The 16,264-nt window shown below is 60.4% G+C and carries 16 protein-coding genes, 1 pseudogene and 1 riboswitch; of the genes and pseudogenes, 12 read left to right on the top strand and 5 right to left on the bottom strand.

What is annotated here, in order from left to right:
• Window positions 1-156: 156 nt before the first annotated feature.
• Both X744_RS1000000174565 and X744_RS148900 read left to right on the top strand, forming a co-directional pair.
• Window positions 157-2,652, top strand: coding sequence for a hypothetical protein (locus X744_RS1000000174565; protein WP_198032261.1), 2,496 nt, complete (start codon window positions 157-159; stop codon window positions 2,650-2,652).
• A gap of 158 nt (window positions 2,653-2,810) precedes the next feature.
• A complete protein-coding gene (locus tag X744_RS148900) occupies window positions 2,811-3,824 on the top strand; it encodes an EpsG family protein (protein WP_023761026.1) in 1,014 nt (337 codons plus the stop codon).
• Window positions 3,825-4,024: 200 nt separating this feature from the next.
• Here the strand turns inward: X744_RS148900 and X744_RS1000000173935 are convergent, their stop codons facing one another.
• Entirely contained in the window at window positions 4,025-4,408 is a 384-nt protein-coding gene (locus tag X744_RS1000000173935; RefSeq protein WP_156938595.1) for a hypothetical protein, read from the bottom strand.
• Window positions 4,409-4,591: 183 nt separating this feature from the next.
• On the opposite strand from X744_RS1000000173935, the gene X744_RS148905 reads away from it, so the two are divergent.
• From X744_RS148905 to X744_RS148920, 4 genes are all read left to right on the top strand, one after another.
• The gene (locus tag X744_RS148905; protein ID WP_023761025.1) at window positions 4,592-5,311 is read left to right on the top strand and encodes a glycosyl hydrolase 108 family protein; all 720 of its coding nucleotides are present in this window, start codon (window positions 4,592-4,594) and stop codon (window positions 5,309-5,311) included.
• On the top strand, window positions 5,311-5,529 hold the full coding sequence (locus X744_RS148910) for a hypothetical protein (protein WP_023761024.1): 219 nt from the start codon (window positions 5,311-5,313) through the stop codon (window positions 5,527-5,529). Before X744_RS148905 ends, X744_RS148910 begins: the two co-directional genes overlap by 1 nt.
• 1 nt (window position 5,530) lies before the next feature.
• The gene (locus X744_RS148915; RefSeq protein WP_023761023.1) at window positions 5,531-5,758 is read left to right on the top strand and encodes a hypothetical protein; all 228 of its coding nucleotides are present in this window, start codon (window positions 5,531-5,533) and stop codon (window positions 5,756-5,758) included.
• 169 nt (window positions 5,759-5,927) lie between these two features.
• Window positions 5,928-6,251, top strand: coding sequence for a hypothetical protein (locus X744_RS148920; protein WP_023761022.1), 324 nt, complete (start codon window positions 5,928-5,930; stop codon window positions 6,249-6,251).
• Between the two features lie 203 nt (window positions 6,252-6,454).
• Here X744_RS148920 and X744_RS148925 read toward each other — a convergent pair whose 3' ends face one another.
• On the bottom strand, window positions 6,455-7,162 hold the full coding sequence (locus X744_RS148925; protein ID WP_023761021.1) for a hypothetical protein: 708 nt from the start codon (window positions 7,160-7,162) through the stop codon (window positions 6,455-6,457).
• A gap of 301 nt (window positions 7,163-7,463) precedes the next feature.
• On the opposite strand from X744_RS148925, the gene X744_RS148930 reads away from it, so the two are divergent.
• Both X744_RS148930 and msrA read left to right on the top strand, forming a co-directional pair.
• Entirely contained in the window at window positions 7,464-8,900 is a 1,437-nt protein-coding gene (locus X744_RS148930; RefSeq protein WP_245266797.1) for a glycosyltransferase family 39 protein, read from the top strand.
• A 131-nt stretch (window positions 8,901-9,031) separates the two neighbouring features.
• On the top strand, window positions 9,032-9,550 hold the full coding sequence (gene msrA / locus X744_RS148935) for a peptide-methionine (S)-S-oxide reductase MsrA (RefSeq protein WP_023761019.1): 519 nt from the start codon (window positions 9,032-9,034) through the stop codon (window positions 9,548-9,550).
• A 282-nt stretch (window positions 9,551-9,832) separates the two neighbouring features.
• On the opposite strand, the gene X744_RS148945 is transcribed toward msrA, so the two are convergent.
• Window positions 9,833-10,168 carry a hypothetical protein gene (locus tag X744_RS148945; protein ID WP_023761017.1) on the bottom strand — a complete coding sequence of 112 codons (336 nt, stop codon included), beginning with the start codon at window positions 10,166-10,168 and terminating at the stop codon, window positions 9,833-9,835.
• 217 nt (window positions 10,169-10,385) lie between these two features.
• Window positions 10,386-10,499: riboswitch (TPP riboswitch) on the top strand.
• Here X744_RS148945 and X744_RS148950 point away from each other — a divergent pair.
• The 4 genes and pseudogenes from X744_RS148950 (at window position 10,490) to X744_RS1000000174555 (ending at window position 13,720) form a co-directional block, all read left to right on the top strand.
• Window positions 10,490-11,098, top strand: a complete 609-nt coding sequence (locus tag X744_RS148950; RefSeq protein ID WP_023761016.1) for a YkoF family thiamine/hydroxymethylpyrimidine-binding protein — start codon at window positions 10,490-10,492, stop codon at window positions 11,096-11,098. (Overlaps the previous riboswitch by 10 nt.)
• Before the next feature lie 106 nt (window positions 11,099-11,204).
• Window positions 11,205-11,942 (top strand): ABC transporter permease, encoded by a 738-nt coding sequence (locus X744_RS148955; RefSeq protein WP_084025551.1) that lies wholly within the window; start codon window positions 11,205-11,207, stop codon window positions 11,940-11,942.
• Window positions 11,939-12,705, top strand: a pseudogene (locus tag X744_RS1000000174560) (ABC transporter ATP-binding protein). The gene X744_RS148955 and the pseudogene X744_RS1000000174560 overlap by 4 nt, the downstream one beginning before the upstream one ends.
• A complete protein-coding gene (locus X744_RS1000000174555) occupies window positions 12,698-13,720 on the top strand; it encodes an ABC transporter substrate-binding protein (protein WP_023761014.1) in 1,023 nt (340 codons plus the stop codon). The pseudogene X744_RS1000000174560 and the gene X744_RS1000000174555 overlap by 8 nt, the downstream one beginning before the upstream one ends.
• 105 nt (window positions 13,721-13,825) lie before the next feature.
• Here X744_RS1000000174555 and X744_RS148965 read toward each other — a convergent pair whose 3' ends face one another.
• Together X744_RS148965 and X744_RS148970 are read right to left on the bottom strand one after the other, a co-directional pair.
• Window positions 13,826-14,581, bottom strand: coding sequence for a hypothetical protein (locus X744_RS148965; RefSeq protein ID WP_245266796.1), 756 nt, complete (start codon window positions 14,579-14,581; stop codon window positions 13,826-13,828).
• A gap of 47 nt (window positions 14,582-14,628) precedes the next feature.
• Window positions 14,629-16,116, bottom strand: coding sequence for a tetratricopeptide repeat protein (locus X744_RS148970; RefSeq protein ID WP_084025567.1), 1,488 nt, complete (start codon window positions 16,114-16,116; stop codon window positions 14,629-14,631).
• Between the last annotated feature and the right edge of the window lie 148 nt (window positions 16,117-16,264).

Here is a 16,264-nt window from a genome sequence, read left to right as displayed (position 1 = left end):
CTAATGATCCCACACCCGCCGGCTCATGGCCAGCCGGCCGGTGAAAACGGGAACTCCTGGCGCCGGTCGGGGCAGCGGCTTCGACCGAAATAGGAATTTTTTCTCAGAATTCCGTTGACGGGTGAGTGCAGCTTTGCCTTCCAGACGCTGAACCCCGTGATCGGTACCGACGACATTGTCCTGTCGTTCTACCAGTCCGACGACACGGTCGGGGATATTCGGGAAGCCGCGCAAGACATCATCGACCAGGCCCAAGCAGCGGCCAATCTCGCGGCCGAAGCGATGACCACGGTAATTGATCCCCAATTCGCCACGCTCGCCGCCGCCCAGGCGTTTTCCCCGCCGATCGCCCCGACCTACATCCGCACTGCGTTCTACGACAGCCACCAAGTGGCGGGCAGCGGCGCCGTCTACCGCAAGAACGGGACCTCGGCAGGGGATCTGGTGATCACCTTGAGCGACGGCGTGACGAAGGCGGGGTATGGGCTGGCAGACACGCCGATTGCATCACAGAAAGGCGCTCGCAAGAATAACTCCAATGACGATGCGCCGTCGGTGCAAGCGTCACACGACCTGGCGCTGGGCGGGGTCAGATTGCCAGCCGGTTCCTACAAGATGGTGCCAAGTTCAGTCTCGCCTTTCACCTTCGGCAATTTCTCCACCGTGAACGTCTATCGTGCGGTCGCTCTAACTGCGGACAATGTCACCTTCAATGGCCATGAGGCGGTATTGCACGGTGTGAGCCGAGCCAGCGCTATCGCGGCGGATGTCCAGCCGGTCTTCTCGACCGACAAGAACATGATTGTCGGCACCCGGAAGAACATCACGTTTGACAGTATTACCTTCGACCCTGAAAATAATTCTGATCCAACGAACAGCAACCAACGCTTTGTATATGCGGTCGGCGTCGACGGACTGAGGTTTCTGGATACTAAGGGCAGTTCCAGCGGCAACCGGCGTGGCTACTACGCCCATATCCAGAACAGCAAGAATGTGCAGGTTGACGGACATCGTCACCAGAAGATTACGGGCGGCTTCAATGTTCGCTATGTCGATGGCTTCGTGATGACGAATTTCCTTTTCGAAGACTTCTCGGAAGCGATCGATCTCGACGGCGCCAGCCAACGTGTTGTCATCCGCAATGGAGCGTTCAAGTCGACCGCGCGCGTGAACCAGTGTATCGACGTCAACGACCAACTCGACGCTTCGATCGGTGATTTTTCAGTCAACAACACCGGAAATATCGTCACAATAAACTATAAGACGACGACGCCCGATACGTTTGCGGAATATGTCGCAGGCACGATTGTCAGGAATTTCCAGGTCGGAAAGCGCATCCTTCTGTCAAACATCTCGGGTTCCGCAGTCGGCTCAGCGGCCACTCCGGCTTTTTACATCGGTTGGGATTGGTCGGCAGGAAATCACGCCGGTGCGGCCCCGGTGCAGGACATTACCCTGCAAAACATTATGCTCGACGATCACGGCTACTTCGACATTCGCGAGGCGGTCAACCTGAAGCTCAAGGACATCACCTCCCGCCGGGCACAGTGTGGCTTCAACCATGCCGTGAACTGCATTTCAGCCGCGTCGAATGCCGATCAGATCGCATGGTCTGATCTCGACGTGGATATCGACGGACTGCGCATCGAGGCATCTGATAAAGGCGGCCTGAATATTTCGACACCTTCACAGGCAAAAGTTAGGCGACTGATCACGCGGGGAAACAACACGCTTGGTGGTGCATTTACGGATCTAACAATCACGGGGCTTGCCACTCGTGCCGGACGCGCTTCCGTCGACGAGTGCGATATCGGCGGCAATGTTGTGTTGAACGGCGACAGCACCGCCATAGCGGCTTGGACTGGTGACACGATCTACAAGCGCAACGCTATTGTGACCAACGGCGGGAATTTCTATCGCGCAACAGCCGAGGGGAAATCGGCCAGCAATGGCGGGCCAACCGGAACGGCACTTTCTGTCACAGATGACGGCTCGGCATCGATTGCGATGTGGGCGCCGTCGACCGTTTACAGTGCGGATTCAGTACGATCGAACGGTGGCGCGTATTTCATCTGTGTGACGGCAGGCATTTCGGCTGTTGCAGGTGGTCCGGCTGGGACGGATCATCGGATCGCCGATGGTACTGTAGTTTGGCGGCCATTTGGTGGCGCGGTGACGTGGGAATATCTGCTTTTTCCGTATTCTCTTACGTGGGGGAAAAACAATCACGTCAAGGGGATGGTCACCCTCCAAGGTGACGTGCAGAGGTACATATTCGGCGAAAGCATCGCCGCTCAATTCGGTGACTATGCTGCAACGGGGTTGATAAACAAGAGCGTGTTCGTAGCGCGTCGCCGTGGCCGGATTGTTCGGGCCAGCTACCAAGCGACTGCCGATGCCATGGCCGATGCGGCCAATTACCGGAATCTGATCTTGCGACGCCTTCGGGCAGGTGCTTCGGCAAACGTGTCGACCATTGATACCAGCGCAATAGGGTTGACGGCGCTCGTCATGCGCGACGGCGTTGTTGCTGCCAACTCAGCCGGGGCTGACCTGGAGCCGGGCGATGTCATATTCGTCAACTCAAATTCAGTCGGCGCAGGCAGGGCTCTGATAGGGCTTGGCGTAACGGTTGAGTTCATCGAGTTTTGAAGCCTGCGGTCGGGAACGACTGAAGGTGTGCTTTAACGTTGATCAGCGGGCGGTGTGATTCGCGATCACCCCCTAGGACAATGTCTGGCAAGCTCACGTAGCGCTAGCCGGCAGCGTTATTTGGATGGCGTAAGCATCTTGCGTTTCACTTGACAATAATGAAGGTGTTTATTGCACGTGTCGCCAAGAATCAAAAAGGCATTCGAATGCGACCCCTTCGCCACTTCGGGCTCCCAAAGTTGCTCTTTCTAGCCCCGGTACTCTTCTTCGCAGTTTCTCGAACCGACTATGCGAATTATGCCTCGTATGCCTTGGAAGGTGATATCGTCGCCTACTCAAGAGATTTCGCCTATGCGACCAGGGCAACATTCCTGGTTTATATGACGGCAGTGGCGCATGAGCCTGTGTTCATCGCCATGCATTGGCTTTACGCCAACCTGGGGTTTTCGATCTCTGACAGCATGCTAGCCAACAGCATGGTTATGGTCTCAGTCTACTATCTCTACTCGGTCAGACAAAGCGATAGCGTAATCCTTGGAGCGATATCGGCTGTCGGGCTGATCATGCTGCCATGGTTTGAGCAATTGGGTCAAAACACGTTGCGTCAAGGATTTTCGCTTATCTTCATTCTCGCGTTCTTTCTCGCGATTAACGACGGGAAGAAATACCGAGCCATCCTCTTTGCCGCTTTGGCGATCGGTAGCCACTATAGCGCTGCTCTATTCGTTGCGATCTATGTCTTGGCGGACATTGTTCCACGTTCAGGAAAATTTGTATTTTCAGCAATCGCCCTGATTTTCGCTGCTTATGTTACAAATTCTACTACTATCATTTCTAATATAATAGTTACCCCGATTCTGGCGCAGGCTGGCCTATACACTCAGTACTCCTCCGACATGTTTATGAGCTACGGAATAGGATTCAAGGCCTTGTTTTTTTCCTATTCGTTGGTCCAATGCATCGCCAGTATCTTATTGATTAATATGGCGGCAAAGAAGTCGGACGAGCGCCTTGGAAAGTATTGTGTCCTCATGACGGTTATATACATGTTGGCGAGCGGACTACCTTATTACAACCGAGTCGCCATGATGCCGATGCTTTTGCTCCCGGTGGTGCTCGTGACGCTATATGCTCGTATAACCGCGCCACGCCGTTCTTCGGCATATCAGTGAAAATCATTCGACTAGGCGTTGGCTAGGCGCTTAACTCATATTCTGCGCATCGACTGAGGTGCCGTGGGCTGCTTTCTGGATCGCATCCCCTCGACCGTGAAATCTTATTGTCCGCCCGGGAAATATCGCTCAATCTTCAAGCAACCGTCACCGTAGATAGCAACTCGCGGGCACCTGCGCCCGTTCTCAGAGGCAGCCCCCTAAACTGTCGTGCTCGATGCGTGCGGATCGTCATTGCCGACCAGAAGTACCAAGCGAGCGGCCACGTTGTTGAGGCACAAAGTGCCACCGAAATCGGGAGCACGAGGAACCCGACTCAAAAGAACCATCCAGCGAAGTTCGCATTTGAGACCGCGTAAACTGCCGCCCGCCCGATCGAAACGGCGGCAGAAATCGTTCCCAAAGCGATGAACCAGGCTGCGAAAAGCCGGTCCGTCGGCCTTGAGTAGATAGCTGTGGCCGAGGCGCGTAGCGCGAGAACAACAAGCGCGAATGATATTGTTGCCGCACTGAGCCAGGAACCCAGTGGATTGCGTTCGGCCGATCGCAGGTGTCGGTGATCGCACCTCGACGTTGTCCGTCATCTTGCCCTCTCTCCACAAGATCTGTGCTGAGCAAGAACACCATGGCCCTGCCCACCGGCATGGCTGCGCCAATCAAATCCGTGATGCTCCAGCCCATCGCTCGCCGGGACATGTCGCGAGCAGATTGAACCATCGTGTCCATCCTCCCAGCCTAGCAAAACCGATCCGAAAGGAAACATAACCATGGACCGCAACTTCGCGCGGGCGCTTGCGCTCGTTCTGAAATCTGAAGGGCTCTGGTCGGACAATCCAGCCGATCCAGGTGGCGCCACCATGAAGGGGGTGACGCTCGCCAATTTCCGCCGCTACGTGAAGGCCGACGCGACGAAGGCGGACCTCCGCAGCATCGGCGACGCGCAGGTTGCCACGATCTACCGCCGTTTCTACTGGGACGCCGTGCTCGGCTCCGAACTGCCCGATGGCGTCGACTTTGCGGTGTTAGATTTCGCGGTGAACAGCGGGCCTGGCCGGGCGGCGAAATACCTGCAGGCGGCGGTGGGCGTTGCCCAGGACGGCCGGATCGGACCGGTGACCCTCGCAGCAGTCAAGGCAAAACCGGCCGGCGTCATCATCGATGCGCTCTGCGATGCGCGGCTGGCGTTTCTCAAACGGCTGCCGATATGGGCAACGTTCGGGCGCGGCTGGTCCGATCGGGTGAGGTCGGTGCGGGTCCAGGCCTTGCTGATGTCGGCGCAACATCCCGCGGTGGCCGCGCCGGCGTCTGTCCCGCAACCGTCCAAAGCCGATGCCATCGCTACCGAGGCGCAGACGGTCCAGCCCGTGCCTCTGGCACCGCCATCCGGCGGCAAGACGGCTGCAGCGGCCGGCATTCTCGTACTCGTGGCCGCAGCGCTGGCGGCGTTCCGGCATCACCTCACCATTCTTTTCGGGAGCCTCTTTTGATGACATGGTTCAACACCAACGCCCTACACAATCTCCTCAACACGCTGATCGCCATCATCTGCGGCGGCGCCCTTGCCGGCTTCGACTGGACGATGTTCGGGGTGAGCGACCGCGCCGCGCTTCAGATCAGCGGCACTATCGCCCTTGCCAAGATAATCATCAACGCGGTGCGTGACGGTCCGCGCGGCATGATCGTGCCGCCGGCCAAGGAGACATGAGATGGGAACGCTCGCACTGCTTGGCCAGGTCTGGCCATATCTCCTTGCAACGGGTGCCGCGCTCGCGGGCCTGTGGACTGCCTACGCCAAGGGCAAGGCCAACCAGAAGGCCAGGCAAGATGCCGCCGACGCCGCGGCTCGCTCCGAAGCCCAGAAGATCGATGATGCCGTTGCCGGCCGGACGCCGGACGACAACCGGAGGAGGCTGGGCAAATGGTCAAAATCCTAGCGCTTTCCCTCACGCTGGCCGGCTGCACCACATCGGGCGGGTCATTCTGCGCGGCCGAGCATCCCATCCGGCCGACACAGGCAGAGGTGGCGACCCTATCCGACGCGTCGGCAGCGGCGATCCTGGCTCATAACGAAAAGGGTCAGAAGCTCTGTCGATGGAGGCCGTGATGCACGAAATTTTCGACCTGCTTGGCATCAAGGGACCGGTCGTGGCGGCTGGCCTTGCCGGCGGCGTTCTGCGCGCGCTCTCGCGGCATCGCTACAAATTGCGCGAAATGATAGCGTCGCCAATCTGTGGCGCCTTGGCGGCGGCATATCTGACGCTGCCGGCGGTGTCCTACGCCAGGATCACCGGCCTGCCGATGCCGGATCCCGTCGACGACACCACCACACTGGCAGCGGCCTTCCTGATCGGCGTCTGCGCCATGTGGATCTCGGACGTCCTGTTCGAGTTTGTCGCGAGGCGATTCAAGCCGCCGTCAGATGAGTAGCTGCCGGCTCCGGTCGGCGTTGTCTGTTGGCATCTGCTTGACAGCATGCCCGAGACACTTTCGGCATAGAGCCGCGCAGAAAGAGCCGCCAGACGCGGTATAGTCCTCATTCCACGACTGCCATTTTTGCCCGCCTCGGCTCGCGCCGGGGCGGGCCTTTTTGCGTTTCGGCCCGATGCAGCGGCGACTCGGATTGGCAAGCCTCAAGCCAGGATGTTGACCGCGCGTGCCGCGACCAGCGCGATGGTCAGCAGCGAGATCATGGATTCCGCCATCATCAACAGCTTGGCGCGCTGGGAGAGTGGCAACGTATCGGTGGGCGAAAACGCTGTCGCATTGGTGAAGGCAAGGAAGAAATAGTCGACGAAGCCGGGCAGCCAATCGCGAAGGTCACGGTCGTTCAGCGTCATCTGTGCGAACAGGAAGTCGGCCTGCGCGAGCTTGACGAGCCCGCAGGTCGGCGGTCCACCGCGATCGGTGCTCCAGAACCACAAGGCAAAGACGATGACGTTGGTGACCCATATGTTGAGCGCATCGATCAGCAGCGTCGTGCCGCTGTTGCCGGCATGGCCCTCCAGCAAGGCACGCACCAGCAAGAACAGCGAACCGCAATTCATGAGGCTGATGATGGCGGTCATGGCCAGCGCGGTTCTGCGGATCATGATGCGAAACTGGCCGATCGCGTGCCACTCGTGATCATCGATCGCCTTTCGGGTGGCGGCCTGTGTCCAGGCCGTGGCCACCGACAAGGGCAGCAGCAGGGCGGCCTCCAGCACCGGCGCCAGCCAGCGCGGCCCAAATGAGAGGTTGTTGATGACCAGAAGCTGCAGGCAGATGATAACCAGAACGGCCGCGCGCGCCATCCAGAAGTCGAGCGCACGGTAGTGGATGACGGCGTGGTGGTGGCGCATTGGGATCCGGATTTTTCAGGCTAGGTCAGCCGTGCAGTGCTATCGTGGCTGGAGAGAGGAGCGCCGATACTCCTGCTCGATAATGGTGCTGCAATGGCACATAGCTATACTTTTTTGTAAGCTTCGACGTTTGGGCTGTTCGTCAAACCGGACTATGTGATCTAAGCGCCGCATGGCGGGGATAGATGGATCCATGGACGACTGGGTGCCGGCGGGATTGGTTGCCGCCGGCGTCGATTCCCCATCGGTTTTGTCCAGTCTAATCCGTAATCCCTTGTATTTGCTGGCAATTTTGTGCCTGATGCAGATATTCTGCTGGACGGTGGCGCCCGCACTTGTCAACGTCTCACCGCCCAACGATGTCGTCGAAGGCTTCATGTGGGGCCGCGAATGGGTGCTGTTGAGCTACAAGCATCCACAGCTTCCCGCATGGCTGCTCGAGACCAGCCATCTTCTGACCGGATCGTTCCGCTGGCCGCAATATTTCCTGGCCCAGCTAACGATCTCGGCGACTTTCGTCCTGGTCTATCTGCTGGCCCGTGACCTGATAGGGCAGAAGCGTGCGCTGGCTGCCGTGCTTTTGATGCCGTCTCTCTATTTCTTCGGCTGGCCGACCCCGCAGTTCAATCATGACTACGCGCAGATGCCCTTCTGGGCCGCTATCTGCTGGCTGTTGTGGCGTGCAGGGCGTGGTGGTGGGCCGGGCTGGTGGCTTGCGCTCGGACTCGTATCGGGCGCCGGGCTCTACGCCAAGTTTTCCACCGCCCTGCTGTTGCTGTTCGGCGCGATTTGGCAGTTGTCCGACCCGCGGGCACGCAGTCGGCTCGCCACGCCTTGGCCATGGCTTGGCCTTGTGGTTTTCGTCGCTGTCGCCGCGCCGCTGGCCGTCGAACTCAACCGCGTCGATTTCCTGCCGCTGACCTATGCCGCCTGGCGCGATCAGTGGGTGCTGGCCCATCGCTCGCGCTTCTACTATATCGGCGTCCAGATGGCCGGGCTCTGCGGCTTTGTTCTGGTGCTGGCGATATCAGGGCTGCTGCGGCGCTCGGCGGCGCCGCAAGAGCCCGTTGGGCGCGGTATCCTCGTCTATCTCTTATGGATGGGGCTTGGCCCGGCGCTCCTCGTCATGGTGGCGTCCCTGTTCACAGGTGCAGGCGAGGCCTGGGGCGCGCCGATGTACAATCTTGCTGGCGTTGTGGCGCTTGCCTTGCTGGGCCACCGCCTCGGCACCGTCGAGATGCGAAAGCTGGCGATCTGCGCGTTCGTCTGCATCATCGGCATATCTGGTGCTTATGCGGGGATCCGCTGGACGAAATGCAATTTGCGTGGACGCATGGATGCCGTCTGCTGGCCGGCACAGAAGATATCGGATGAGGCCGAGGTCGTCTGGCACGCGGCCGCGCCCGGTCGGCTCGACATCGTCGGCGGCCATCCCCTTATCGCGTTGCTGGCGGGCCTCAACGCCTATGACAAGCCGTCGATCTTCACCGACCTGAACTTGCAGTATGCCCCCTGGATCACCAAGGAGCGGCTGCGCGACCACGGCATACTGCTGGTCTGGCCTGGGCGCGACGTGCCACCTCGACTGCAGGCGTGGGTGGGCAACGTCCCGGTCAAAACCGTTCTTTTCGACTGGTCGCTCAGGGCGCCGCCGGTGGTGGTCAGCTTTGCCGCCATTCCGCCCGGCGCGCCACAGTTGCCGAATGCGATCGACAGCCTCGGCCAAACGAGCAACTGAAGCAGGTCGGCGGTCCGCTGGACGGAGCAAGAGACAATGCCCATTTATGGGAGATCCAACTTGATTTTGCGCAATTCCAGACGGAAAATCGCTACACGCTTTTCCTGGAATTGCTTTTGAGGAGACGTGATATGGCGACTTCGACCGAACGTGCAGTTCTTGCCGGTGGCTGCTTCTGGGGCATGCAGGATCTGATACGGCGCTATCCCGGCGTCATCTCCACCCGTGTCGGCTATAGCGGCGGCGACGTGCCCAATGCCACCTATCGCAACCACGGCACCCACGCCGAAGCCATCGAGATCAATTTCGATCCGGCCATCATCAGCTATCGCACGCTGCTGGAGCGCTTTTTCCAGATCCATGATCCGACGACCCGCAACCGGCAGGGCAACGATGTCGGGCTGAGTTACCGCTCGGCGATCTATTACACCAGCGACGAACAGAAGCGCGTCGCCGAGGACACTATCGCCGATGTCGATGCCTCGGGTCTGTGGCCGGGCAAGGTCGTCACCGAAGTGGCGCCGGTCGGTCACTTCTGGGAAGCCGAGCCTGAGCATCAGGACTATCTGGAGAAATATCCCAACGGCTACACCTGCCACTTCGTCAGGCCGGGCTGGAAGCTGCCGGTTCGCGAAAAGGCTGTTTCGTAGACTTCACAACCGGCGACTGTGCCATGCATTGCCACCACAGGGCTCGCGGTCGGTGCGCCTTGTCGCCTTGGTGCAGCCGCCAGGGATGGCCAATGGGTTGCGGTCAACGGTCCTCTGGTCGTCTCCGGCGGCAATATGGCAATAGCCGCCCGCGGTGACGGTGCGCCGCACGCCTGCCTTGAACAGGCCGATAATGCCAACTTGGCGGAGTGCCCGGTTCCGCGGACGCCAAAAGAAGCCGCGGAGCATGCGCTCGCGGCTTCTTCGGTTGCCAGCAATGGCCTACTTACCGCAGTGGTTGTCATTGACCGTCGGCACAGAGGTGCCCGGCGAGGTGTGGGTGGCGTCAGGCTGCGCGCCCTGCGGGCCGGCCGGGCAATTTCGATCTGCGTTCGAATTCATGTCGCCGGGCATGCCGGTCGTGCTGTTGGTTATGCCGAGGTCGACAGTACCGGGCCTGACCGTATTCGGCGAAGCCGGGGTGTTCGGCTCCACAGTCACCGACTTCCCGCTGCCGGCGCCATCGCCACTTGCGTTATTGCTACCGGCACTTTGCGCCATGGCTGACATGGCCAGACCAATCGTGAGAGCCGAAGCTGCGAGGATTTTCATGAACATGGTTTGTCTCCATTTCTGTGAACTCGTCGCTTGTTTCTACGAAGGTGATCGCATTTGCGACTATGGGAACAACCGGTCGCGGCAGCGAAGGTTCCCGATAAAATTTCGCTCCAGAAACATCGGCGGCTTCGACTCAGGAACCACGCCTGGCGCAATGCTTTTTGGTGCAGCGCGCTGAAAAATGGCTTTCACTTCGGTTTGATTGGTGCTTTAACCCGCGCATCCACAGGGGTGCTCCGTACGGTCGGGGCTGAGACGGGGGCGGCAAGCCCACAGACCCTAAAAGCTGATCTGGGTAATACCAGCGGAGCGAGGCGGGCCATGTTTTCAGGCGCACAGATTTCCCTATATCCCATGGCCGACGATTTCGTCGGCGTCATCCTTGGCGCGCTGGGCGCGCTCGGTCCCTATCGCGACAAGCTCCGGATCGAGACCGACGACATCTCGACCCTGCTGGTTGGGCCACCCGAGGTGCTGTTTCCAGCCATGCGCGACCTCTTCGTGGCGGCGGCGCGCAGCGGTAAACATTGCGTGCTGTCAGCCACCATCTCACGCGGCTGCCCGGGCGAGCCGGACGATCCGATCTGCCGCTCCGATGCTCTTGGCGGACCTGTCGGGCCACTCGGCCCGCGCAGGGATGCGGCCATCGCGGCGGTGCGCGGCGCGGCTTCGACTGGCCAGCCGGCGGCAGCGCAGTTCTCGCTCTATGTGATGGGCACCGACGACCATATGGACGAGATCTACGGCTGCATCGATTTTCTCAAGCAGTCGGGCGTCTATGAGCGCTCCAAGCATTTCTGTACGAAATTGCGCGGTGATGCGGGCCCGATCTTTTCGGCGCTTGACGCGGCATTCTGCCGCTTCGGACCCGGTGCCGGCCACGTAACCCTTGACGTCACGGTTTCAGCCAACAGCCCGTCGGCCGTCTGAAACAGCCGCCGCCTATGCGCGGCCGTCAAAGGTTACCTGCCTGGTCCCATCCCCAGTTTCTTCGCGCCCGATCGCGAGCCTTCTTATCAAGGCGGTACCGGTGACGATGTCGGTCGGACTGCTCCTGCTGGCCTGGGAGCTTTATGCCACCTATTCCGGCATCAAGCCGACGACACTGCCGGCGCCGTCACGCGTCCTCGCGCAAGCGATGCTCAATCGCGAGGCGTTGGTCGACAACGCCATTCCGACCATCCGCGCCACGCTGCTTGGCTTTGCCTGTTCGCTCAGCGTCGCCTTTGCGCTATCGATACTGGTCGACTTTTTCCAGCCGCTGCGCCGCGCGCTGTTTCCCGTCTTCATCGTCAGCCAGACATTGCCGCTGGTGGCGATCGCGCCGCTGGTGGTGCTGTGGTTCGGCTTCGGACTGGCGCCCAAGATCATGCTGGTGGCGCTGGTCACCTTCTTTCCGATGCTGGTGGCATTGGTCGAGGGTTACGAGTCGACCGAGGCCGAGATCGGCCAGATGCTGCGCGCCATGGGGGCAGGGCGCTGGCGCGTCTTCGTGCTGGCACGGCTGCCTTCGGCGCTGCCTTACTTCTTTGCTGGCTTGAGGATCTCCATCACCTATGCCGTGGTCGGCGCTATCTTCGCCGAATATGCGGGTGCGGCGAAGGGCTTAGGCATCTATATGCTCAACGCCAAGAACAATTTCCGCCCCGACCTGGTGCTGGCCGCTGTCGGCGTCAGCGCAGCGCTTACACTTGTCCTGTTCGGCTTGACTGTACTGTTGCAGCGCCTTGCCATGCCTTGGGAGGGCAAGCAAACCGCAGGGAAGCGGCGATGAGCCGGCTCGAACTGCGGCATGTGCGCAAGGCGTTCGGTGGGCTCGACGTGCTGGCCGATATATCGCTGAGTGTCGGCGCTGGTGAGTTCGTCTCTGTGCTTGGGCCCTCGGGTGCCGGCAAGTCGACGCTGTTCCAGCTTCTGACCGGCGCCGAGCACGGCGAGGGCGAGATGTTGTTCGACGGCGCTCCCCTCGATGACCACGGCAGGCATTTCGCCTTCATGCCGCAACGCGACGCGCTGATGCCGTGGCGACGCATCCTCGACAACACGACGCTGGGGCTCGAAGTGCAGGGCATCGGGCGCAAGGCGGCGCGGGCACGTGTTGCGCCGCTGTTTGCCGAGTTCGGGCTTGCTGGCTTCGAGCGGCATTTTCCTGCTCAACTGTCCGGCGGCATGCGCCAGCGTACGGCCCTGCTGCGCACGGTGGTGCAGGAGCGCGACATGCTTTTGCTCGACGAACCGTTCGGCGCGCTCTACGCGCTCACGCGCACCGCGATGCAGCGCTGGCTTGAGCGGATGTGGCGGGATCACCGCTGGACGGCGCTTCTGATCACCCATGATGTGCGCGAAGCCGTGTTCCTGTCCGACCGCATCTATGTGCTGTCGGCGCGCCCGGCCCGCATCGTGCGCGAAATCAAGGTGCCGCTGCCGCGACCGCGCAGCCTCGGCAGCGACGCTGCGCGCCAGGCTAGTGCGCTCGAGGCCGAGATCCTCGACATCATCCTCAACCCAACCCATCCAAAGGAAACGACCATGACTGACTTGACGCGCCGGCAGGCTCTGCTGCTGACCCTTGCCACCGGCCTTCCGCTGTTTGCCGGATCGGGGCGAGCCCGGGCACAATCGGCGGCGCAAAAGGTTACCGTCGCACTCGACTGGACGGTCAACACCAATCACATCGGCCTGTTCGTCGCCCGCGACAAGGGGTTCTATTCCGAAGCTGGACTCGAGGTCGGGATCCTGCCTTACAGCGATACCGGTGCTGGCACGCTGGTTGCCAACCGCGTCGCCGATTTCGGCATCAACGGCACCATCAGCCTGTTCACCCAAAAAGCCGCCGGGGCCGACCTGAAGGGCGTCTACGCGGTGGTGCAATCCGAAACCGGCCGCGTGGTTTTCAACGCGGCTCGCAGCGAGATCAAAAGGCCGCGGGATCTCGACGGCCTGATCTATGGCGGCTTCGGCAGCGCCTGGGAGAACGCACTGATCGGCACCATCATCCGTCACGACGGCGGCAAGGGCAATTTCGAGACGGTGACGCTCGGCACCTCAGCCTATGAGGCGCTGGCCAATGGTTCGGTCGATTTCACGCTCGAAGTCTCGACTTGGGAAGGCGTTGATGCCGAGTTGAAAGGTATCAAGCAGCGCAGTTTCGTCTATGCCGATTACGGCGTGCCCGATGAGCACACGACACTGATCTCTTCGAGCGAAGCCTATCTCGAGGCAAATCCGAAACCTGCTGCCGCCTTCGTCCAGGCAACGCGGCGCGGTTACCAGTTCGCGGTTGATCATCGCGAGGAGGCGGCAGCCCTATTGGTCGCCGCCAACAAGGATACGCTGACCAACCCGGCACTGATCGAAGCTTCACTGAAGATGCTGGTCGACGGCCATTATCTGCGGAGCCAAAGCGGCGCCATCGGGACGATGGATACGGCCAAGATGGAAGCGATCGGCGACTACCTCTTCGCGTCCGGAATCCTGCGCGATGCCAATGGCAAAGTTCTGACGCAACGCCCTGATTTCGCGAAGTATTTCAGCAATTCAGCTCTGGGGTAGGGAGCCAATCGGCTCTCGACCTTCGAGGAAATGGCTGGCCAGCCAAGAAGCTCACGAGGTGCGGCAGCTTTACGTCAGACCCACAGATCAGCAGACCCGACCGATTCAATTCCGGACGATCTCATAGAGCAGAGTGGTTTTGATGTGTCGCCCGGGTTCACCCTGCAGCGACAGGGCGGCTGCGTAGAGTTTTGCTACGGCTGGGCAGAGACCTTCGAATTCCCGGCTCATATTGGCAATGGCAGTCATCTCGGCGGGAGTGCCGCCAGCGTTGATGAAAGCGTCGGCCAGCAGCGACCAGTCTCCGTCGCTGGCAGCGGCGGCCGGCAGACTGCCATTCTTCGCTGCGCCGAAAGCGTGGAACAGGGTGGCGCCGACCTTGTCCATGTCGATCAGGAAATCCTGGTCCGGCGTGCCGAGTGCATCCGGCCCTTCACGAAGGTAGTTGTTGCAGATGGCAGCGGTTTCCCGCGCCATGACATGGTTGAGCATATCCGATTGTGCACGCAGCGCTTCGGCGGCTTTGCCGTCCGGAGCCGAGGACAGCAGGGATGCGTATCTTCGCCTGAGATCGGCGACAGCCATCCTGCTCGCATTTCGCACCTGATCGACATTTCCAAGTCTGGCCACGGCCGTGATTTTTTCCACGACGACGTCGTAGTCGTCTGGAAACTCCTGCTTGATTGCCTTGAAAATCTGGCTTCCTTGGCTTTCAATCTGTTCGCTTACCTGAGCTGTGGTCAGCATTTGTGGATCGGGCGAACCCGCCACTGTCTGGTAAAGATATTTGCCGCCGGCAAAGCCGAGCGCCCAGGGCAATACCTTTATCGCAACAAACGACAAAGCTGCGACCGCCGCCACGCTAAAGCCTTTCCAACGTCCCATCCACCGGCCCTCCCTGAACCTGTCTAGTTCGCGCCGAGGGTCCGCGCCTTCTTGCGGTCAGCTTCGGCGCGCTTGTGATTGTCCTTGGCCTCCCACGCAACGGGTTCGACTGGCCGGACCCTGTCGTCTGCGGCCTGTTCGTTGCAGGTACCTGTCCGTTTCGGATCGAGCTTGATTGCCTGTCTGCAGTCGGCAGCGGCAATCACGTAGTCTCCTACAGACGCCCTGGCCAGGGCGCGATCGTAATAGGCTTCGGCATTGTTGGGATCGAGCCCGATTACAAAGCTGAACGAGTCTATCGCGCCTCCGACATAGCCTTGAATCTGCTGGTTCAACCCCCGTTGCAGATTCCAGGCGATAGCCGCTGAATTGTCCTGCTGGGGAGCGGCCATAGATGCATCCGCAGACGGAGCTTCACCGCCTGTCACCTGCTCGTTGCAGGCGCCGGACCGTTGTGGTTCGAGTTCCATGGCTTTTCGGCAGTCGGCCGTCGCGCGGTCACGATCGCCTTTGCGGGTCAATGCGAGCGCGCGGCCGAAATAGGCGGCAGCATCCTTCGCGTTGAGGTCGATCACCTTATCGAAATCAGCTATGGCGCGATCATTGTCGCCTGTATTCGTCCAGGCGACGGCCCTGTTGTAGTAGCCGTCCGCGCTGTCGGGGGCGAGCCCAATCGCCCGATTGGCATCGGCAACTGCGCGCGGCCAGTCGCTCTTGCCAATCCAGGCAGCGCTTCGATTGGCGTAGGCGTCGACGCTTTCCGGATCGAGGCTGATGGCATGGTCGAAATCAGCTATCGCAAGGTCGTAGTCGCCTTTGGAAGCGTGGGCGATGCCTCTGTTGACATACACTGCGGCGCCTTGTGGATCGAGGCGGATCGCCTCGTCATATTCGGTGATAGCCCTGTCGTGGTCGCCCTTGCGTTGCCAGGTGGCGCCGAGACTGTTGCGCGCATTGTGGTTTTGCGGATCGACAGTGAGCGCCTGCTCGAAATCGATAATAGCCGCGTCGGTCTTGCCTTTGCGAAAGAAGGCCAGGCCACGGCTGTAGTAGGCGTCGCCAGAGCCAGGCTCGAGGCTGATTGTGACATTGAAGTCAGCGATGGCGCGGTCGTTTTCCCCCTTGTTGTACCAGGCAGCCCCGCGATTGAAGTAGGCCGAGACATCTCTGGCATCGAGCATGATCGCTTCGCTGTAGTCGGCGATCGACCGGTCGTAATCATGCTTGTCGTCCCAGGCGAGGCCGCGACGGAAATAGGCGATGACACGGTTCCGCGACGGTGCCGTCTTGTCATCGGCAATCGGCGTGCAGGCGGCGATGAGCTGATCGGCACCGACCTTGCGGTCGCTGAAGCAGACAGCGTAATCCTTGCCGGTGGCGAGGGCGGATGTGTTCAGGATAAGGAGGACGACAAGGCTTTCCAGCGACAAGCGCACCCATGGAAGGGCTGTCGTCAGCGCAAATAATCCGCTTACGGCGGCAGCCAGCCCCGCACCTTTCCAACGCGCCATTTCGCTGGCCCCCCGAACACCCGCTTCAGCGGTGATCTGCCTATTGTTCGTCATTTGTTCCAAAAATGCAAGCAGAAATTGCAGAGCGGAATGGATCAGACCTGCCTGCCGCCATGGTGCCGGCCCGACTTCTTGCGAGCCGCTAGGG

Source organism: Mesorhizobium sp. LNHC252B00 (assembly GCF_000502955.1).
Taxonomy (GTDB): Bacteria; Pseudomonadota; Alphaproteobacteria; order Rhizobiales; family Rhizobiaceae; genus Mesorhizobium.
This window is presented reverse-complemented; position numbering and strand designations above follow the sequence as displayed.